General features: G+C 56.6%; 20 protein-coding genes. 6 read left to right on the top strand and 14 right to left on the bottom strand.

All coding sequences use genetic code 11. The annotated features are described in order from the left end of the window. Nucleotides 1-161 precede the first annotated feature (161 nt). The 5 genes from catE (at nt 162) to V6582_RS24215 (ending at nt 7,047) form a co-directional block, all read left to right on the top strand. On the top strand, nt 162-2,318 hold the full coding sequence (gene catE / locus V6582_RS24235; protein WP_156630344.1) for a catalase C: 2,157 nt from the start codon (nt 162-164) through the stop codon (nt 2,316-2,318). 243 nt (nt 2,319-2,561) lie between these two features. Next, a complete protein-coding gene (locus tag V6582_RS24230) occupies nt 2,562-2,792 on the top strand; it encodes a hypothetical protein (RefSeq protein ID WP_156630345.1) in 231 nt (76 codons plus the stop codon). A 141-nt stretch (nt 2,793-2,933) separates the two neighbouring features. Beyond that, a complete protein-coding gene (locus V6582_RS24225; RefSeq protein ID WP_156630346.1) occupies nt 2,934-3,200 on the top strand; it encodes a hypothetical protein in 267 nt (88 codons plus the stop codon). A gap of 118 nt (nt 3,201-3,318) precedes the next feature. Further along, entirely contained in the window at nt 3,319-5,598 is a 2,280-nt protein-coding gene (locus V6582_RS24220) for a glycosyltransferase family 4 protein (RefSeq protein WP_156630347.1), read from the top strand. A gap of 135 nt (nt 5,599-5,733) precedes the next feature. Further along, nucleotides 5,734-7,047: a glycoside hydrolase family 130 protein gene (locus V6582_RS24215; protein WP_156630348.1), complete on the top strand. Its 1,314-nt coding sequence runs from the start codon at nt 5,734-5,736 to the stop codon at nt 7,045-7,047. A gap of 17 nt (nt 7,048-7,064) precedes the next feature. Here the strand turns inward: V6582_RS24215 and V6582_RS24210 are convergent, their stop codons facing one another. From V6582_RS24210 to V6582_RS24160, 11 genes are all read right to left on the bottom strand, one after another. Beyond that, entirely contained in the window at nt 7,065-8,195 is a 1,131-nt protein-coding gene (locus V6582_RS24210; RefSeq protein WP_156630349.1) for a PQQ-dependent sugar dehydrogenase, read from the bottom strand. A 175-nt stretch (nt 8,196-8,370) separates the two neighbouring features. Continuing rightward, nucleotides 8,371-9,222: a fumarylacetoacetate hydrolase family protein gene (locus V6582_RS24205; protein WP_156630350.1), complete on the bottom strand. Its 852-nt coding sequence runs from the start codon at nt 9,220-9,222 to the stop codon at nt 8,371-8,373. A 15-nt stretch (nt 9,223-9,237) separates the two neighbouring features. Then, nucleotides 9,238-10,128: an acetoacetate decarboxylase family protein gene (locus tag V6582_RS24200; protein ID WP_156630351.1), complete on the bottom strand. Its 891-nt coding sequence runs from the start codon at nt 10,126-10,128 to the stop codon at nt 9,238-9,240. Nucleotides 10,129-10,234: 106 nt separating this feature from the next. Next, nucleotides 10,235-11,134, bottom strand: coding sequence for a VOC family protein (locus V6582_RS24195; RefSeq protein WP_156630352.1), 900 nt, complete (start codon nt 11,132-11,134; stop codon nt 10,235-10,237). Between the two features lie 12 nt (nt 11,135-11,146). Beyond that, nucleotides 11,147-11,737: a glutathione transferase GstA gene (gene gstA / locus V6582_RS24190; protein ID WP_156630353.1), complete on the bottom strand. Its 591-nt coding sequence runs from the start codon at nt 11,735-11,737 to the stop codon at nt 11,147-11,149. A 72-nt stretch (nt 11,738-11,809) separates the two neighbouring features. Then, nucleotides 11,810-12,229 (bottom strand): nuclear transport factor 2 family protein, encoded by a 420-nt coding sequence (locus V6582_RS24185; RefSeq protein ID WP_012653703.1) that lies wholly within the window; start codon nt 12,227-12,229, stop codon nt 11,810-11,812. A 62-nt stretch (nt 12,230-12,291) separates the two neighbouring features. Beyond that, the gene (locus V6582_RS24180) at nt 12,292-13,674 is read right to left on the bottom strand and encodes a carbohydrate porin (protein ID WP_156630354.1); all 1,383 of its coding nucleotides are present in this window, start codon (nt 13,672-13,674) and stop codon (nt 12,292-12,294) included. Nucleotides 13,675-13,700: 26 nt separating this feature from the next. Next, nucleotides 13,701-15,023: an MFS transporter gene (locus V6582_RS24175; RefSeq protein WP_156630355.1), complete on the bottom strand. Its 1,323-nt coding sequence runs from the start codon at nt 15,021-15,023 to the stop codon at nt 13,701-13,703. Nucleotides 15,024-15,095: 72 nt separating this feature from the next. Further along, on the bottom strand, nt 15,096-15,335 hold the full coding sequence (locus V6582_RS24170) for a hypothetical protein (RefSeq protein ID WP_349508984.1): 240 nt from the start codon (nt 15,333-15,335) through the stop codon (nt 15,096-15,098). Further along, nucleotides 15,253-16,380 (bottom strand): acyl-CoA dehydrogenase family protein, encoded by a 1,128-nt coding sequence (locus V6582_RS24165; RefSeq protein WP_349508983.1) that lies wholly within the window; start codon nt 16,378-16,380, stop codon nt 15,253-15,255. Before V6582_RS24165 ends, V6582_RS24170 begins: the two co-directional genes overlap by 83 nt. A 233-nt stretch (nt 16,381-16,613) precedes the next feature. Next, on the bottom strand, nt 16,614-17,159 hold the full coding sequence (locus V6582_RS24160; RefSeq protein WP_156630357.1) for a flavin reductase family protein: 546 nt from the start codon (nt 17,157-17,159) through the stop codon (nt 16,614-16,616). A 177-nt stretch (nt 17,160-17,336) separates the two neighbouring features. Here V6582_RS24160 and V6582_RS24155 point away from each other — a divergent pair, with 177 nt between their 5' ends. Next, entirely contained in the window at nt 17,337-17,834 is a 498-nt protein-coding gene (locus tag V6582_RS24155) for a MarR family winged helix-turn-helix transcriptional regulator (protein WP_156630358.1), read from the top strand. Between the two features lie 44 nt (nt 17,835-17,878). On the opposite strand, the gene V6582_RS24150 is transcribed toward V6582_RS24155, so the two are convergent. The 3 genes from V6582_RS24150 to V6582_RS24140 all read right to left on the bottom strand — a co-directional run bounded on the left by V6582_RS24150 (nt 17,879) and on the right by V6582_RS24140 (nt 20,761). Then, entirely contained in the window at nt 17,879-18,649 is a 771-nt protein-coding gene (locus V6582_RS24150) for an SDR family NAD(P)-dependent oxidoreductase (RefSeq protein WP_156630359.1), read from the bottom strand. Further along, on the bottom strand, nt 18,646-19,641 hold the full coding sequence (locus V6582_RS24145; protein ID WP_156630360.1) for an ABC transporter permease: 996 nt from the start codon (nt 19,639-19,641) through the stop codon (nt 18,646-18,648). Before V6582_RS24145 ends, V6582_RS24150 begins: the two co-directional genes overlap by 4 nt. A gap of 61 nt (nt 19,642-19,702) precedes the next feature. After that, nucleotides 19,703-20,761 (bottom strand): sugar ABC transporter substrate-binding protein, encoded by a 1,059-nt coding sequence (locus V6582_RS24140; protein ID WP_156630361.1) that lies wholly within the window; start codon nt 20,759-20,761, stop codon nt 19,703-19,705. Between the last annotated feature and the right edge of the window lie 13 nt (nt 20,762-20,774).

Genomic DNA, 20,774 nt, shown 5'->3' with positions numbered 1-20,774 from the left:
GACCACCTGTTTCGCGAAAACCAGGGAGCATTTCTGATGGTGATGGAATGCGCCGCGGCAGATGTCCGGGTCGCATTTTGACCGGTTGCGGGCGAAAATAATGGAACCAACAGCTGCGTATTCAGTTCGCTTTTGTACCTCAACAAAATCGCGGAGAGAATATGCCAAAGCAACGGTCCCAAACCTCAGGCAAGAATGCGGCTGCAATCTCGAATGAGGCCACCATCCACGATCAGAAACTTGTGCGCGGCGCGGGTGGCGAACTTCACCAGATCGCCGAAGGCGATGCGGTTTTGACCACTGCCCAGGGCGGCCCTGTCGCAGACGATCAGAACTCCCTTCGCATCGGTGATCGCGGTCCGCTTGTCGTTGACGACTTCCATTTCAGAGAGAAAATTTTCCATTTTGATCATGAGCGCATTCCAGAGCGCGTTGTTCATGCGCGCGGCTATGGCGCTCACGGTTTCTTCGAAACCTACGAGTCCCTGGCGGACTATACGCGCGCCGACGTGTTCCAGCGGCCCGGTGAAAAAACCCCTGTTTTCGTTCGGTTTTCGACGGTAGCGGGAAACAAGGGCTCAGCCGACCTTGCCCGCGACGTACGCGGCTTTGCGGTGAAAATGTACACGAAGGAAGGCAACTGGGATCTGGTTGGCAACAACATTCCGGTGTTTTTCATTCAGGATGCCATCAAGTTTCCCGATCTTATCCACGCCGCCAAACAAGAGCCGGACCGGGCATTCCCCCAGGCGCAGACCGCCCACGACAATTTCTGGGATTTCATCTCTCTGACGCCCGAGAGCATGAACATGATCATGTGGATCATGTCGGATCGGACAATCCCACGGTCGTTCCGTTTCATGGAGGGTTTCGGCGTCCATACGTTCCGCTTCGTCAATGCCAATGACGAATCCACCTTCGTGAAGTTTCATTGGAAACCGAAGCTCGGTCTTCAGTCAGTGGCGTGGAATGAAGCGGTCAAAATCAATGGTGCCGATCCGGATTTCCATCGACGCGATCTCTGGCAATCGATTCAATCCGGAAACTTTCCCGAATGGGAATTGCAGGTCCAGCTGTTCGACCAGCAATTCGCCGACAACTTTGATTTCGACGTCCTCGACCCGACAAAGATCATCCCGGAAGAAATCCTGCCGCCGAAGGCAATCGGTCGTCTGGTGCTGGATCGGATGCCGGATAATTTCTTTGCAGAGACCGAGCAAGTGGCATTCATGACCCAGAATGTTCCGCCGGGGATCGATTTCAGCAACGACCCTTTGTTGCAAGGCCGCAACTTCTCCTATCTCGACACCCAGCTGAAACGTCTGGGCGGACCGAATTTCACCCATTTGCCGATCAATGCGCCGAAGTGTCCCTTCGCGCATTTCCAGCAGGATGGCCATATGGCGATGCGCAATCCGGTCGGTCGGGCGAATTATCAGCCCAACTCCTTCGGTGAGGGACCGCGGGAATCGCCAACGCGCGGCTATCGTCATTTCCCTGCTGAGGAACAGGGCGCAAAGGTTCGCCTGCGCCCGGAAAGCTTTGCCGACCACTACAGCCAGGCCAAGCAATTCTATATCAGCCAGACGCCTCCGGAACAGCGCCACATTGCAGCCGCTCTCACTTTCGAGCTGAGCAAGGTGGAAATGCCTGTTATCCGGGAACGGATGGTGGCGCATCTGATGAATATCGATGAAACGCTCGCCACGACCGTTGCGGAAAAACTGGGCTTCAAAAGCATGCCCAAGCCGGCTGATACGGCAGTGCCGACACGCGACGACCTTGAGCCGTCCCCTGCACTCAGCATCATCAAGCGCGGCCCCAAGCGCTTCGAAGGCCGCAAACTCGGCATTCTGATCACCGATGGTGTGGACGTGAAGCTCCTCAAGGCGCTGACTGGCGCTGTCACCGCGGTAAAAGCCGAATTCGAGTTGATTGCCCCGAAGGTTGGCGGGGTGACGGGTTCCGACGGAACCTGGATCGAAGCGCATCATATGATCGATGGCGGGCCATCCGTCTTGTTCGACGCCGTGGCAATTCTGGCCTCAGATGCGGGCATGGCAGATCTTGTGAAGGAAGCAACGGCACGGGATTTTGTTGCCGACGCCTTTCAGCACTGCAAGTTCATCGGTTATACGCAAAGCGCCATGCCCCTTTTGGAGAAGGCTGGCATAACCGAAGATCTCGATGAAGGCACCATTGGTCTCCCCGGAGAAGATGGTCTTGCCGATTTCATCGAAAAGCTGGGCAAGCTTCGCGTCTGGGCTCGGGAGCCCTCGGTAAAACTCGGAAAAGCATCCGTGCCTCTGGACGATTGATCGGCAAAAATCCTGATCTCCGCTCCAAAAAATGATCGTAACCGCTGACGTCAGCGGTTACGCCAAGCGAGACCGGGTAGACTATCTTGGAAACACGTGATTGAGGGAGGTGCCACGAGATAAATCACAATCGCGCCTTGCAATCTGGACGCAGAACCCCACTTCTATCTCGATGTCAGCCATTGTAAGGGCACTGTCATTTTCTGGGCGGCACGCACCCTGGCCCCAATAAAGGAGGACGAAATGTCTTCCGACACTCCTTTCAAGCCAATCGACCCTTCCAAGCCAATTGGCAACGTGCGCCTCGGCCTGGCACCAAAGGCATCACAAAGCACTTGCCTGGGATATCTCACGATTAAACCGGGCCTGCGCCGAAACGTCACTCGTTTTATGATGGCTCCATCTGCGCAAGGCATTCGTTTTGTCGCTTATGACTTTGATAAAACAGTTTCAGCCTCGTTACGGAACGGTTGAATTCCAGCTCCCAGATTGCAACTCACCGTCTATAAATGCGGCGCCTCCATTTTTTTAAATTGCGCAACACGGTTCATGCCGTGCCGAACCCGCCGTGCCAGCCTGATGATCCTGCCATGCCCGTTCAAGGAAGCCAGATCGATGTTTACCAGAACCACAAGCCGTATCGTCCATTTCAAATGTCCGTTCACCCTTCCCGGTCTTGAGGGTACGCAGCCCGCCGGTGACTATCAGGTCAAGGATGATGAGGAACAGATTACCGGTATTTCCTGGCTCGCCTATCGGCGGGTGGCAACGCTGATCGAAATTGCCAGGGGAGCGACAACAAGCCTTGTCGCCATCGACAATTTCGATCTGGACGCTGCCATGGAAAAGGATCGGACGACATCCGTCGCCGCAACTGGATAGCTGCGCCAGGTTCAAGAGGAACCAGAAGACACTCACTGTTCACACCATCGCAGGCTCCCGGTCCAGGGACGAGCCGGCAGTCAACCCACCGGCGACGGCGTTCTGAAGGGAACCTCTGATGATCAAGACCAAGCGTATCGCATTTATCGGTAATTCGCTTCCAAGGCAGTGCGGGATCGCCACGTTCACCACCGATCTCAGCCACGCCATGTCCAATCCGGCAGAGGGTATAGAGACCAGCATCGTCGCGATGACGGATGACAAGCTGAACTACGCCTATCCGGCCAATGTCGTGTTTGACATCCGCGATGGCGAGATCGAGGACTATGTGACTGCGGCCCGTATTCTGAATAATGGGGATTACCGGGCCGTCTCATTGCAACACGAGTTCGGTATTTTCGGTGGCCCGGATGGCGAATTCATTCTCACCCTGCTGTCACACCTGCGAATTCCCGTCATCACGACATTCCACACCATCCTTGCCGAGCCGACACCGTCCCAGAAACGGGTGCTGCAACAGGTCGCCCGGGCCTCGAGCCGAGTGGTGGTCATGGCCGACAAGGGACGCGAGTTTCTCGAAAATGTATACGGCGTGGACCCCGGCAAGATCGATGTCATCGCTCACGGCATTCCCGACAAAGCCTTCCACGACCCGGAGCTTGCCAAAGGCAAGATGGGTTATAGCGGGCGGCAGATCATTCTGACCTTTGGACTTCTTTCCCCCAACAAGGGCATCGAAGTGGTCATCGATGCCATGCCGGCCATTTTGAAGGTACAGCCCGACGCGCTTTATATCGTGCTTGGAGCGACCCATCCCACGCTACTGCGCCGCGAAAAGGAAGCTTATCGCGATAGCCTGCGCATCCGTGCCGAACAGCTCGGCGTCGAACGATCCGTCGTCTTTCTCAATCAGTTCGTCGATGTGCCGACGCTCCTCGATTTCATCGCCATGTGCGATGTGTATGTCACGCCCTATCGTGACGAGGCACAAATGACCTCTGGAACGCTGGCCTACAGTTTCGGCATGGGCAGCGCCGTGGTGTCGACCCCCTATTGGCACGCCCGTGAGCTTCTCGATGACCATCGCGGCATCCTTGTCCCGTTCAGCGATGCGCAGGCGACAGGTGAGGCGATCGCCCGATTGCTGGGTGATGATCAGGCGCGTCAGGCGATGCGCAAGGCCGCCTATGAGACTGGCCGATCGATGATCTGGCCGCAGATCGCGTCGCTCTATCTGAAAAGCATCGAGACAGCGCGCGCAGCCTACCGGCCGCGCCTAATCCGCGATCTCATAACGCAAAGCATGCCCCGCCCGCAGCAAGGCACGACCCTGAAACTCGGTCATTTCAATGCCATGTGCGACGATACCGGCATCTTCCAGCATGCGGTATTCTCCGTGCCGGACCGTGCGCACGGCTACTGCGTCGATGATAATGCGCGCGCGCTGATCCTTGCCTGCCATCTGGCTGGCGCCGGAGAAACCGGCATCCATGACGCTAGAACCGCCTCTTTCGCCAGTTTCATCCAGCATGCCTGGAACCCAGACCTGAAACAGTTTCGCAACTTCATGAGCTTTGATCGCCGGTGGCTGGAAGACAAGGGCTCCGAAGACAGCCATGGCAGAACGCTCTGGGCGCTGGGAGTTTGCGCAGTGTCCGATAACGACCGTCCACGCCGCCGTTGGGCTGCGGCTCTGTTTGCCAAAGCTGCCCCTGTGGTAGAACATTTCCATTCGCCACGGGCCTGGGCCTTCACCTTGATCGGCCTCGAGGCCTATTGCAGCGTCACGCCAGAAGACGACACGGCAGCACAGCTGCGCACAGTGCTTGCTGAGCGTCTGGTGCGGCTCGAACGCCAGGTATCGACAGCCGACCGCCATTGGTTTGAAGACGGGCTCTCCTACGAAAACGCCCGAATTCCGCAAGCGCTGATCGCCACAGGCATGGCAACCGGCTCAGACAAAATGGTGGATACGGGTCTTAGGACGCTACGCTGGCTCATGCACCAGCAGACGGCTTCCGGTGGCCAGTTCAGGCCGGTCGGCACTGATGGATTTTTCGATGTGGGCGAAGCGCCCAAGCTCTTCGACCAGCAGCCGGTGGAAGCGACAGCGACGATTTCCGCCTGCCTTGCCGCCTATGATGCCACCCGCGACAAGACATGGCTGGAGGCCGCCACGCGCACCTTTACCTGGTTTACCGGCAGCAACGATCACGGTGTTTCCTTAGTCGATCCAGAAACCGGCAGTTGCCGGGACGGATTGCATCCAGATCGGGCCAACGAAAACCGGGGAGCGGAATCCGTGCTCTGCTACTTGATCTCCTGCTTTGAAGTTGGCCGGGCAGCCCGCCTGACGCAGACCGCACCAAAGCTGGCAGAGCTACAACAGCTTTCTTAGAGTCTGTCAGGTTCAAATTGAACCAGACAGACCCTCGTTTTTTGTTTTCGTTTGTCTTTTCGGGAAAACCGGTGACCACTTTTCCCTGACAAACTCTAAGCACTCTTCCAGCGCCCAATCAAAAAAGGATCAGCCTTGCCCCATTCAAGCCTCCTCAATCGGCAGGCCCTCTATCTCCGGCCTGATCCCACCCGTGTCATCGTCCGGCCCTTCAAGCCCTCGACGGAACCACGCCACCTGAACCCGCGCGATAAAAACCGGGCCAATGAAATTGTCGATCGTGTCCTGTCTCTCGATCCGACCGGCACGACGAACCAGCTGCGAGACATTCTCGACAATTTCGAAGGCCGGCATCGCAACCTGCTGCGCCAGTTCGAATTGCGGGCCGATGCGATGGAGGATGCCTTCTCCCAACATCAAAGCTTCAGTCAGCAGCAAAGACAATTGGTCGGCGCGTATTTCATGAACGAATACTCGTTCGAATCCGCAGCCCTCTTCAATCCGAGCATCGTTGCACATCCCGACCAGACCGGGACGACACAAGGGTGCTGCCGGGTAATCATCAGCCTGCGTGCCGTTGGAGAAGGACATATTTCTTCGCTGACCTTCCGAACAGGCATGATCGATGCCGAAGGAGCGGTGACCATCGATCCGCCGGTCCGGCTTGCGGGCCTGCCCCAGGTCCATGCCACTGACGGCTTGTCGCCGGCAGGTTGCATCGGCATCAGCTTTGACAGTGAAAGCGACCTCAGCGAGCGCGTGATCTTTCCGGTCACGGAAGCCCAATCGAACGGGATAGAGGATGCCCGGTTCGTGGCTTTCGATGACGAGGGCAAAACCGTCTATTTCGCCACCTACACGGCCTATAGTGGCTCGTCGATCCGCTCTGAGCTTCTGGAAACCCAGGATTTCCTGAATTTCACGCTGACCCCGCTGCGGGGTCCGGCAGCCCGCAACAAGGGCATGGCGCTTTTTCCAAGGCGCATCAACGGGCGCTTTGCCATGATTGCGCGTCAGGACAGCGAAAACCTCTTCCTGCTGTATTCAGACGACCTCCATCACTGGGACGAGGGTCTTGTTCTGATGAAACCGGAATTCGCCTGGCAGTTCGTTCAGATCGGCAATTGCGGATCACCCGTCGAGATCGATGAGGGATGGTTGCTCTTTACTCATGGGGTTGGCCCGATGCGCCGCTATTCGATTGGCGTCACCCTTCTCGACAAGGAGGACCCCAGCATCATCCTGGCGCGCACGGTCGAGCCTTTGTTGCAACCGGAACCAACCGAGCGTGAAGGTTACGTGCCCAATGTCGTCTATTCCTGCGGCGCCATGCGCCACGGTGACCTCATCGCCCTGCCCTATGCCGTGTCGGACACCTATTCAAACTTCAGCACCGTGAAGATCAGCGCGCTCCTGAGTTCAATGCACCCCGCCGGGCAGGCGGGGTGACGATCACCCAACAATTCTCACCCTTTGACGGGCGTCAGACGCAATAGACGCCCCTCACTATCGTCTTCGATAACCCATACCGCCCCATCAGGCGCAACCGCGACATCGCGGATGCGCGCTTCCATATCGAAGCGATCCGCCTCTTCCGCTCCACCTTGACCGTCGAATGTCACCCTGACCAAAGCCATGGATGCTAGGCCACCAATCAGCGCCGAGCCGCGCCATTGCGGAAACATTGGACCGTCATAGATCGCAAGGCCAGCCGGAGCGATCACCGGGTTCCAGTAAAGAGCCGGGGCAATAAACTCCGGCCTGGTGGAGTGACGCGGTATCCGTGTGCCGCGGTAATTATCGCCATTCGACACCAGCGGCCAGCCATAATTGCCATTGGCTTTTATCAGATTGAGTTCGTCGCCACCGCGCGGCCCCATTTCATGCAGCCATAGTTTTCCATCAAGCCCAAAGGCAAGACCATAGGGATTACGATGGCCGGTCGTGAAGGTTTGGGCTTTCACGCCGCCTTGATCCGCATGGGGATTATCCGCAGGCGTCGAGCCATCCAGATTGAGCCGCAGAAGTTTGCCCCGCGCCTGGTCGGGGTCCTGTGCCGTATCCGGGCGCATCCGGTCACCAACCGTCAGATAAAGATGCGTGCCATCTGGATCGAAAGCGATGATGCCTCCGGATTGCCCGCCACCTCCAGCTGGCGTCTGGCGCCAGATCACCTTCATGTCTTCCAGCGAGGCACTTGTGCCGGATGCAGCCAGTTGCGCGCGGGACAGAACAAGACGGCTGCCGGACGCTCCCGGTTCCGAATAGGTAAAATAGACCTCGCGGTTCCTTTCAAAGTTCGGGGAAACGGCGATGTCGAGAAGACCGTTCTGACCTTCGGCGGCCACGGCGGGGACATTGGCAACCGGCGTTTTCCGTCCGTTTTGGAGGACGAGAAAGATCAGGCCCGGCTTTTCCGTCACCAGCATTCGACCGTCAGGCAGAAAGGCGAGCGCCCAGGGAGTGTCGAAGCGTGCGACTTCTTTAGCAGTGAAGGGCTTGGTGGAGGAGACAGGATGATTGCCGGCATTGATGCTTTGTGCGTGAGCCGAGGTGATCCATACAGCCCAGACAACCATCACAGATAGAAACTTCATGTCTCCTCCCTCTATCAAAACAAAAATGCCAACGCATTCTCGCCTTGAAGAAGGCATTGCGAATATCTCAGATGCGGCAGAGGCTTGAGATATTTGCAAAACGAATACGAAAGGCCATCTTTAATGTCCCTTCGTATAATGTAGGAGGCTGTGGTTGAGATTAAACCAGACGGTCCTAGTTTTCCGCAACGCAGCGGTTTTCAATGCTCCCTAAGCCCTGCACCTCGACGCGGACGACGTCACCGGCTTTCAGAAATGTCTGCGTCGCAATTCCGACGTTTGATGGTGTCCCTGTGATAATGACGTCGCCAGGCTCCAAAGTCATGACCGTCGATAAATAGGCGATCTGGTCATAGATGTGGTAAATCATGTCGCCGGTCGATGAGCGCTGACGCTCCTCTCCATTCAACGACAAGGTCAACGTGAGGTCATGCGGATCGGCTATCTCGTCATCCGTGGTGATCCAGGGGCCGATGGGGCCATGGGTGTCGAATGATTTGCCCAATGTGTAGGTGGGCGAACGGAATTGCCAATCGCGGGCAGTCACATCGTTTGCAACAAGATAACCGGCGATCACGCTCCGGGCATCTTCACGGCTCACATGGCGGCAGCGTTTGCCGATAACGAAACCGAGTTCGGCCTCGTAATCCACCATCTTTGAAACGGCAGGCACGACGATGTCACCGTAAGGTCCGTTTATGCAACTGACCTGTTTGTTGAACCACAATTGGCTTTCAGGGGTCTTGATCCCCGCAGCCGCCGCTTCTTCGGCATGGGCCTGATAATTCATGCCGATGGCCAGGAATTTCTGTGGATCGGCGATCGGCGCTTCCAGCCGCACATCCGCAAGCAGGTAAGACGGCTCGGTGGCCGCCTCCAGCGCTGGCCGCAATGTCGGATAGGCTTCCAACAGCAGGCGCATCGAATGGCCATACTCTGGAACAACGGCGGTCAGATCAACGATCCGCTGATTGTCGACCTTGCCCAGACGGGTCACGCCATCGATTGTGAATCTTGCCAATTTCATAAAAATATTCCCTATCTAAGACGGTTCGACCGCACGCATGGAGTTGACTGAAACCGCAATACCGGGGCCTGAAAAGGCCACCATCTGCACTTTCGTGATTTCAAGAATGTCCAGATCGGCCATTCCATTGACGACATGGGCGCTGAGCGGCAATTGCTCGAATGTCGCCCGGTGCCACGCCACGCTGCCTTTTGCCGTCCAGCGTTTGAAATCAAAGCCATCGAAATTGATATTGCCGACCCTGCCGCCAGTCTCGGGCGGTGCTGCTGCGGTGGTCACATAAGCAATATCGGCCCCCTCACGTCCGCCGGGACTGGTGCGGGGCACATATTTGTAATACATCGACGGACCATTATCCGCTCCGGGAAGTGCTGGCTCATTGCCAGCCTCGACCAGGTCGGTCAGCGAGATATCGAAGAATTTGAAGCCCATCCAGGAGGCAGAGCAAGCAGCTGTGCCTTCTGCCTTATCGTGCTCGATTTCCGGAATATCGGCAAACATCTTGGGAAAGCCAAGCTCATCGCGCCCGGTCATGATGGCGTCAGGCGCACCTTCCCACAAGACGGGGCAGAAGGTGCCTTCAAGCGTCTCGGTCTTGCCACGGTAGGTGACTGGAAAATCCACCACGACAATCCCGTAACCACGACCCGCAAGCCAGTAGAGATTCTTGAACCAGGCGCAGGACACCGTCACCAAGGGTTCGCCGCGCAGTTCCATGCCCGGCGGAAGCAGTGCCTCAAGCTTTTCGGGCAAAGTTCTGTAGGTAACGGCCATCCACTCGGCGTTCATCCGGCCGGTCTCTTCGACCGCCCACATGCCACCGCCGGGCTTTTGGCGCGGTCCAGGAGCTGGCCCGAAGGACATCGGCATTCGATAACGGAATGCGGGATTTATCGTAAAACTCATTTTTAAAACCTCTCCCAGCCAGCCAGACATGCTGGCATGGCTGATGAATACGAAGTCTCGAAGATGCACACGCATCCTCGCCTGACAAATTCTAGCCTGACAGGCTCTAGACAGTCGGATCGAAAGCGATGCCCGGGCACAGGAACGACGGAGTGGGTGGCGTGCCCCAGAGATTGAGCCAGCGCCCCGCCAACCCCTCCGAAATGTCCCAGCTGCGCGGTTCATAGGTTGCATCATTGTCGATGCGATCGAGTTCGATGGAGTTCTCGACCAGGCATCCGTGCGGATCGGCATAATAGGTGAAGACATTGCCGCCCGCCCCGTGACGGCCCGGACCCCAGACCAAAGCGCGCTCCTTGCCGGCAAGATTGTCGGCGATCGTCTGAAGATCCTGAAGCGAATGCAAGTCGAAGGCATAGTGATGCAATCCGCTTTCGCCCGGCCCCATGGCGATGGTGTGATGGTAGCCATCTTCAGCACGGTACCAACGCAAGGCACCGTCTTCGGTCATATCCGACAGCTTCAAACCCAGAACTTTGACGCAGAAATCTCCGTAGGCCGCTGTGTCAGGTGCGAAGGAATTGATGTGCTCGATCCGGCGCGGACGGGCGCCCGGTGTCGAATAGCTGTATTGACGGGGCTGGTCGCGAGCGATCGGCGTATGGACTTCGAAGATCGTGCCGCCGGGCGCAACCAGACGAACGGCGCGGTCATAATGTTTGCCCAGGGGCCTGTCCGACAATATCTCCAGTCCATCGGATTTTGCACGGCGATAGACCTCGTCTACCGCTTCCGCACTGACAGCCTCCAGCCCGCAGGCAACGGCCTTTCCGTCGCCCTTGATATAGGTGACTTCGTGGTGGCGGTCGTTGCTCGAAAGATAGACGGTCTCGCCGTCGACTTCCGTGATTCTCAAGCCAACGACATCGCAAAGATCCTTTGCCGCGCCCAGGGGATCCGGCGAGGAGATGATCACGTGGCCCATTTGTCTGATAAGATAGGTCATGGCTTTCTCCACTTACTGTAGCGATTGGACGGAAGGACGGCTCTCAATCCGCTTGAGATAGGCCTGGATGTTTGGCCAGGCGGCCAGATCGATGGCCTGTAGCTTTGCCCATCCGAGAATGACGAACGCATAGGCATCCGCGATCGAAAATGTTGCCCCGGCGAGATAATCGCTTAGCCCCAGACGGCGATCGAGAGTGCCGAAAACCCGCGGCAACAACGCCGTTTTGGTGATTTCGGCAAAGTCCGGTGGCGTATTCGGCCGCATCAGGGGGGTGAAGGTCTTGTGCAATTCGGTTGCCACGTAATTGGTCCATTCCAGCACGCGGTAGCGGGCAAGATCGCCGGGCGGTGGCAAAAGACCGCTTTCCGGGGCCTGATCGGCCAGATATTGCAAGATGATCGCGCCTTCCGTCAGCACGTCGCCATCATCGAGTACAAGAGCCGGAACCTGGCCCTTCGGGTTCACCTGAAGATAGCTCGTTCCATCGGGAAGGGTTTTCTCCCTGAGATTGACCGGGATGGACGAGGCGGCGATACCGGCCTCCTGCAGAACGATGCGGGATGCGGTGGAGCAGGTGCCGGGCGTATGGTAGAGTTGCATGCTGTAATCCTGATGAATGGTGATCGATGGTTGCCGGTATGCTGCCTGCAATGACAGCATACCGTTGTGCCGTCAGGGCTGTTTTGGGGGCGCGATCTTGTTCACGCCGCTCCAATGCTCCGCCAGACGCTCGTCTCGAAGCCGATAGGCATCGAAAACGAAGTAGTCGTAGGTTTCGCCCGGCTTGTCGGGGTCAGGCTGCGGCAGATAGGCGGCGACCACGACCATGTCGCCTTCCGCCACCATGAAGGCGGGAGGGATGCGCATCTCGGCTGGCTCGGGAACTGGTCCGTTTGGAAATACCGATTGCACAAACCGTTCCAAGCCTTCGCGCCCGGTCGGAATATGGCGGCTGTGCTGCTTATAATCCTCTGTGACGAAATCCTTGACGGCTGCCGGGTTCTGGCCATCGAACACCCGGCGGTAAAACTCCCGGACCAGATGCTTGTGGCGTTCAAGTTTCGCATGGTCATGGGTCTTCGTGTCGTGCATGACGTCGATCTCCTGTCGATAAAGTGATTGTGAAAGTACCGCCGGTTCAGATCGAACCAGGCTCAGGGACCCTTGCGGGGGGAAAGACCGAGGCTGCCGCCCAGGTCGAAAGCCAATGCCGCGTAAATGACGACACCGTTCTTTTCTCTTCCGGTTGAGTAATCAGCCAGAATGGAGTTGTTTGGATTGATGATATAGGCAGCGCCGATATCGAGAATTCCGTTGCCGAAAAAGCCTGTACTTGCATGCACGTCGACCATGAACGTGTCCTGCGGCTGTTTCTGGTTGACGCCCGAAAAGAACCGCCGGGCATTCTGTTCATACTGCGCGCGCTCTTCACTCAAGCGGATGTAGTGAACGGAGGCCCCGACCGTTGCGAGCGGATTTTGCTTCCAGAACCCGGAATACTCGACACCGGCATAGGCCTCCCAGGGATAAGCCTGCCCATCGCCGAATGTATGGAAAAGGCCACCATAGACAGCCAGGTTTTCAGGAATCGGGCCTGCGGATGGCGCACTCCACACCACCTTGCGAACCTGACCGTAAACGCCACTCGTTCCGCCGTCGTGATTGACAATCCTGGTATTGGCCCCGAAGGTCGGATTGCCCCATCCGCTATTGTAAAGCGCATCGTCATACGAGGTGGAACGGTAATAGGCGCCGACCTCGTATTTCAAAGGATTGGAATTGTGCATGAAGGTTTCTTCATGGCTGATATTGGCAACGGAGATATAGCCTTTGGCATCGCCGGTTCCCCAATCCCATCCATCACCATTCTGCCAATTGTCAGAATTGTCCTCGATGACTCCCAATCCCAGCGCGGTTGTTTGATCCAGCCGATAGGCCACTCTCCCGCCCCAAACGGACAGGGCTTCGCCTGGAATATTCAGCGTAATTGCCGGCGTTGAGGGGATACAGCCAATGCCACCGCAGAAGCCTTTTTTCATGAAGTCGCGGTTGAGGCCCATGCGCCCCGCTTCAACGGTCATCCGATCGTTGAAAAGGTCGGCCTCGACGGTCAAACGGGTCAGATCGGTATCCGAATTGACGATCGGGACAGGAAAAAAGGCATTCGACATGTCAAACAGGTAGTTGTCGACATTGTAGCTCGGGGCGTTGATGGTCTCGACCAGATTGACCCGAAGATCAGGCGTCAGATTGCCGGTAACACCTAAAATAAACATCCCGTAATTGGCCGATGAGCCACCTGCCGCCCCAAAGGAGGGGGCATTCTGATAGAAATCGACAAAATCGAGTTGAAGGTCGATACCATTGTCATGCAGAGTTCTCCCCACGCTGGCCAAGGGGCCGGAATAGACCGGACCGGGCATGGCTCCCTCGCCAGGTGGCGTATCGCTTGACGGCGGTTCCGCTGTATCGGCTGCTGCGGCCGGCATCAGGGATACGAGCAGCAAAGGCACTGCCAGCAGATTTAAAGTTCGCATTATCACCCTCCCATTTTTATCATTCGTTATTCCGCTGCGATTGGACTCCCGGAGACCTCCTCCTTGTCTCCCCGGTTTTGCGGTGGTGATGCTGCAAGAATGGCAAGGAACGCGACCACGCACAGGATGATGATCGTGATAAACACCCATTGATATGTGCCGGTTTGATCGAAAACGGCCCCTGCCGACCCCGCGCCAATCGCCGCGCAGAGCGTCGATACCGGCATCATTGAACCCAGAATGGCGGAAAAGGATGCCTTGCCAAAATAATTGCCCAGGAGTGCCATCAGGCAGACTTGCGAGGCACCGTAGCCAATGCCGGCAGGAAGCGCATAGAGCAGGATTCCGGTAAAGCCTACGGGCTTGATCACCATGCAAAAGCCGAAAACAATCAATACCATGCTTGCTGCTGAGATCAGCGATGGTGAAATGCGATCACCCAGAAAACCAGCGGTCATGTTGCCAATGAACGAGGCGACGATAATGACCGCGACGGCGTTAGCCGCTTCAGCAGGCGAATAGCCGACATCACGCAGATGCACCACACCATGAGCCATCAGGAAGATCCAGGCGACCCCTGCAATGCTCATATAGGTCAGAATAAGCCAGTAAGCCTTCGTTCCCAGTGCTTCGCGGAGCGTCCAATGAACCGAACTCTTGAAAACCTTGCTGTTTTCGCGTGCGAAGGATGGAGCAGGATTTCGGGAAATGTAATTTTCGACCCGCCGCTCATCCAGCGCGACATAGGCCGTTATCATCGCAATGAGCGCCGATCCGGCAATAAGCCACCAGGCTGTGCGCCAATCGCCTGATATCGCCATCAGTCTTTCCAGCGCCGGTGGAGAAAAGAAACCACCAATTTCGACTGCTGAAAATACGATGGAGACAGCCAGGGCCCGGCGGGCGTGAAACCATCTCGTCACGATTGTCTGGGCTGGCAGCATGCCGGCAATGCAGACGCCGGAACCGGCCAACAGGCCAAAAGCCACGGCATATTGCCAGCCATTATGCACGACAGTCGCCATGGCAACCGACCCCAGGCACAACACAAGGCATCCGAAAGCAACTGTTGACCGATACCCGAATTTGCGGATCAGCACCGCGACGACTGGGGCCTGAAAACCCATCATCATCACAAAAAGGCCAAAGCCTATGCCGAAGACCGCTCGATCCATATTGAGATCGGTGATCATTCGGGCGTTGACGACGGCGGTACCGATACTTGGCACAGCCACGACCAGCAGCACGATTGCCCATAGCGCGCCCAACACCTTGGCAGCCTGAAAACTGTATTCGAAACCTTTATTTACCCGAAAATTGGCAGGGGCATGCGTCTTATTCGACTGCATAAAAAATCCTCCTCTTGTTAACCGTCGACGGGCCGCCTCCACAGCCCGCCTACAGCTCAAATCCGTCGCGGGCTAAGCAGCGCGATCAGGCAATCCACCTGCAAACATCGAGAATGGAGCAAGGCCCATCATCCGCCGACCGAAAATCTCAGCCGTTGGCTCCAACCTGACCGCCCCATGCAGCATTGCCACCCGGATATCGCGCACGAACCGTTGGAACGGATTGCTCTCATGGGCGGTTGCCGAGCCGATATTGAGCTGCAGGATGCTGACGGCATTGTCCAAGGTGTGCGCGGCGTAGACGTTTTCCATCATCGTGGCCTGTTCCAGCTTCTTCCGAGACCTCGCGTCCTTCCGTTGCATGGCGATCCAGAAGATCGGCGGCGCAAAGGGCGGTGGTTTCCGCCATCTTGATCATCGCATAGGCTTTTGCAGCACAGACCTGCGTCGATGCCATTTCGGCCACCCGAGGATAAGGCAGATTGAAGGGCTGCTGCTTTCTGGCCATATCGATGTAGGATTCCAGCGCACCGCGGGCCATCCCCAGCACAATCGCCATATGGGTGAGATTGGTCATGATCATCAGACCACGGCCATCGAACTTGCTGGCAAAGCCCTGGAACCGCTTGCGTGTCCCATCCATGCGAACGGGGAAATCGGCCATGTCCATAAAACGGTGGTCGGGAACGAACTGCTCTTCGGTCACCGTCAGGCTGTTGGAAGACGTGGCCTTCATGCCCATGACATGCCAGTTGTCGATGATTTTGACCTGCTCGGCCTTCAAAACCGCCATGGCGCGGCCCATATGGCCCGGCGCAACCTCATAATCGACGCCAACGGCAATCCATTTGGCATGTTTGCAACCGCTGCCGAAATGCCAGGAGCCGCTGACCATCCAGCCGCCATCGACCCGGCGCGCGGAACCAACCTTGGTGGCAAAGATCGATGCGCCGGCAGCCAGAGGGCCGACCCAATCGCGTCCATCCGCAAAGATTTCATTCACAGCCTGATCGGGAAACGCCAGGATATTGCGCAGGCCACCGGCGACAAAGGCCATCCAGCCTGCCGCACCATCGCCTCTGCCAAATTCGGTGACGATTTCGACCACATCGCGCGCTCCAAGCGCATGTCCGCCAAAATCCGTTGGCAATGTAAGCTTGAACGCACCAATATCGCTTAGGGCTTTCAAGCTTTCCGGCGCCAGGGCACCCAATTCCTCGCCTTCCTGGGCGTGCTTGCGCAACAGCGGCACCAATGCCGCGGCCTTGGCGCGGATCTCACGGCCAACCTCGGTGCTATAAGGAGAGATGGGTGGATTGGGCAGTACATAGTCAAACTGCTTTGCGTTCATTTCCATGGGATTTCCTCACTTTAAAACAGGAATTTTTGAGTGCACACGACCATGGCGCTGACGCAAGCGCGCCATCCAAACCATCGTGTACCTGATGTTTTTGAGCGAATGTCTCCAAGCGCGGCGACAGCCGGGTTCGGATCAATGCACTAAACTCTGTTGTTTTCGCTTGTCTTTTCAGGAAAACTTGGCTGCACTTTTCCTGAAGAAAATCAGGACGCCAAAATTAGGCGCCAAAACTAGACGAGAGCGCGCGGCTCGCAGATGTGAAAACGCCGATTAAACCATGCGACGGGCGTTGTGTCCCGCTCTACTGTCGATACATCGACAATTCGGCCGATCAGCAATTGATGATCCCCTGCCGACTGGGCTCGCTCAAGGGCACAATGAAAACACGTGTCAAATTCACTCAGAATCGGCACGCCGGAGGGCGATAATTTAAAATCGATATCGCTGAACTTGTCTGCACGGCTGGAAGCAAAGCGCATAGCGATATCCTGCTGCGGCTCAGCAACGACATGGACTGCAAAATGCCCATGATCCAGAATGGCAGACAGCGTTGTGGAACTTTGCGCCAAACCGAGCATGACGAGAGGGGGCGTGAATGACAGAGAGGTGAAACTGCTCACAGTTGCACCGACCATTTCACCGTCGCAACCCTTGCTTGTCACAATGACAACGCCTGATGGAAGCTGGCCAAACGCGGTCTTCAAATTATCAATATCAGGAAAATTTGCTGCTGATCCCTCCTCCGGATCATGCAGCTTCGCCGAACTCGAAACCATCGAATATCTCCTCCATATTCCTTAGAAGTATCTTAGCACTAAGATAACTTTCGTCAATTGAAAATGTTTGGAAGGGTCGCGTTCTTATGGCGCATTGCGTGAAGCGCCCGAAAACATTAAGAAGTTTAGGACGTCGGAAAATGACGTGTGTTCGTCATGAGATAAAAGTGAAGCGCAATGCCACAAGCCGAAGGATTGTTTTCGGACCTGATCAGCCAATGGGAAAAGGACTTCCCGGGAGAAGACAGCAGTCCCATCGCGATTGCCATGAGACTTCGGCATCTCTATATCCTGGACCAGGCCTCCCTGGAGGAAGTGCTGGTGGCATTCGATATCGGCATCGGGGAAGTCGATGTTCTCACCCATCTTCGGCATCAATCCCCACCCTACCGTTTGCGGCCGAGCGATCTTGCCGAGCTTTGCATGGTCACGACCGGGGCTATAACAGGCCGTATCACCAGATTGGAAGACAAAGGGTTCGTCGAGCGCGTCCCGTCTCTGTCAGATAAACGCACGGTCTATGTGCAAATGACCGAAAGCGGAGAAAAGCTGTTGCGAGAGACGCGGGTTCAGGTGGCCAGGTCCTCGCATTTTCTGGACGGCATTCGCAGCCTTTCCGCGCCTGAACGCACCCGCCTGGACCGGCTTCTTGCCAAATTGATCCAGGTTCTGTGACGCCCATCCTGTAAGAATGGGCATCAGAGCAGCCGGAAATACGATCAGGATGGCAATATCCTGAAGTCGGCACCCTCAGGCAGAAGTTGTCCCCCATCGACAACGATGGTCGTGCCGGTCACGTAGCTCGCATCATCAGAGGCGAGGAACAGGAAAGCATTGGCAACATCCCGGGGAGACCCAAGACGCGCGAGCGGGATCGCGTCTTCCATATTCTTGATGAAGGCAGCGCTTCGGTGCAGCTGGATGGCCTCTGTCATGATATTGCCCGGCTCGACCCCATTCACGTTGATGCCATAGGACGAAAACTCCAGTGCGGCCGAGCGAATGAACCCGTTGATACCAGCCTTGCTTGCCGCATAATGGCCATGACCGGGACTAGTGACGTGCGGACCGGTGATCGATGAGGTAAAGAGGATGCGCCCCGATCCTTGCGCCTTCATCGGCGTAAGAGCCGCACGCGCGGCATTGAAACAACCGCGCAGGTTGACGGCCATCACCTGATCCCAATCATCCGGACTGGTATGTTCAATCAATTGCCAGGGATAGATGCCGGCATTCTGCACGATGATATCGATCCGCCCATGGCGTTCAATGGTGAATTCCACGGCAGCCACCGCGTCCTCCATACTGGCGATGTCGGTGCGGATAAAATCGATGCCGAGTTCGTCAGCTGCTGCCTTGCCTTCTTCCGCATTGAAATCGGCGAGCACGAGTTTCGCGCCCTCCTCTTTGAAGCGCACGGCAATCGCCTTGCCGATACCACGCGATGCACCGATCACCAGTGCGACCTTGTCTTTCAATCTGTCTGTCATGCGAGCCTCTGGCGGAGCCTTTGTTTGAACGTATCGAGAAGAACGGCTGCGAGCACCAGGAAGCCGTGAATGACCTGGGTGTAATTCGCCGGCAGCCCCATCAGGTTGATGGCTGTATTGATGGAAGACAGCAGCAGCACCCCGGCATAGACGCCCGGCAAAGCGCCAACCCCGCCCTTGAGGCTGACACCGCCGATCACCACCGCTGCAAAGGCATTGAACAGCAGGCCGACACCGAGATTGGCCGTCGCACCCGATGTGCGAACCGCCAGCAGCCAGCCGGCAAGACCGGCAATGGCGCCAGCCATGACGAAGGCGATGATCAGATTGCGGGTAACACGAATGCCCGCCCGAAAGGTTGCCGTCTCATTGCCGCCGATCATCACCAGATGGCGGCCAAACGGCGTCTTTGCCATCATCACCGAAAAGATCAGAAAGCAGGCGATAGCGATCCAGGCTGTCATGGGGATGCCGAGAAAGCGCTCGATGGCGAACCAGCGGATGGCAGGGGCGAGATCCTGGGCTGAACGTCCGCCGGAAACGGCCAGCACGATGCCTCGCACCCAGATGAAGGAGGCGAGCGTGATGATGAAAGCGCTCATCTTCAGTTTGACGACGAGAACGCCGTTGATCAGGCCGATCAATCCGCCGATGGCGCAGGCCACCAGCAGCGAGACAGGCACCATCAACCACTCTGGCGAGAGCTTGATGCCAAGCCCGATGCCTGCCGAGCAGAACAGAATGCCGACCGCCATGGCCGACAGTGCTGCGACCGACTCGACGGACAGATCCATATGGCCGGTGATGATCACCAGGGCGAGACCAATCGACATCACCCCCAATACGCTCGATGCTTCGATGATATTGGTGAAGATGCCCATCTGGAAATAGTTCGGGATCAGCGCCGAGAACATGGCCAGCACGAGGATGAGCATGAACCAGACGAGATTGTCGAGGACGAATTCAAGAGTTTTTCGTGTATGAGGCGTCATGCGGCAAATCCGGATTGGAGAAGGGAAATCCGGGGCCATCAGGCCCCGGAATGAAAGCCGTTCACTCGACGGATTTGATCGAAGCTGACGGTGGCTTCAGATTGCCCCAGAAGGACGGATTATCGACATTCTCCTTAGTGATGGCCGAGCCGGGAATCTTGATATTCGGTCCCCAGGTTTCCATGGTCACGACGCTCTTCAGCCCAAGCACATCATAGTCTCCAGCCTTGATCTGCTTTTTGCCGACGACCTTGTCCATGAACATCGCAATGGCCGCTGCCTGTGCATAGAGCGGTTGCTCGACTTCGACATTCAGCCAGCCCTTACGTATCAGGTCGAGGCCAACGGGCGCACCGTTGGAACTCATCAACATCACGTCGCCCGGCTTCTTGCCGGCAGCCTCAAGTGAGGCAACGGCAGCGACCGAAAGATGGGCGGCATGCAGGAAGATCAGATCGATGTCGGGATTGGCAAGCATCTGGTCAGAAACGATTGTTCCGGCGGCACTGGCTTCCCACTGCACGGCGGGTACCGAGATGATCTTGACGCCGGGGAAGGCCTTCATTTTCTCTTCGAAGCCCTTCTGGATATCGAGCGTGTAGGGATCGCCGGGATCGCCGAGAACCTGAAGGATCGTACCCTTCACATCGCCATTTTTGTCTTTGAGCCCATATTTGCCCTTGAGCAAAGTGATCGCGTGGTCACCGGCGATATGGCCAATCTCGACTGTCCCCGCAACCGAGGTGAAATCCGAGGGTGTCGATGTGATCTGCCGGTCGAATTCAACGACGGGAATGCCTGCTGAGCGCGCAGCCTCAATCGAGGGCTTGAGCGCATTGAAGTCTACTGCGGCAAGGATGATGGCCGCAGGTTTCAGCGCAATCACGTCATTCATCTGCGATTGCTGGGCATCTGTCTTGTTGTCAGCGTTGAGTGTTTTCATCTCATAGCCGACCTGACCCAGGAACATGCTCAGCGCGTTCACCGAACCGGTCTGGAATTCATCCAGCAAGGTCGGAACGAGGTAATAAACCATCCCTTTTGTTTGGGCGGCAGCCGATGTCCACGCCGCAAGGTTGAGCATCAGAATGCCCAGCAAGACTGTCAATAGTCGTTTCATTGGTTTCTCTCCA

This window comes from Agrobacterium vitis, from assembly GCF_037039395.1.
GTDB lineage: Bacteria > Pseudomonadota > Alphaproteobacteria > Rhizobiales > Rhizobiaceae > Allorhizobium > Allorhizobium vitis_E.
This window is presented reverse-complemented; position numbering and strand designations above follow the sequence as displayed.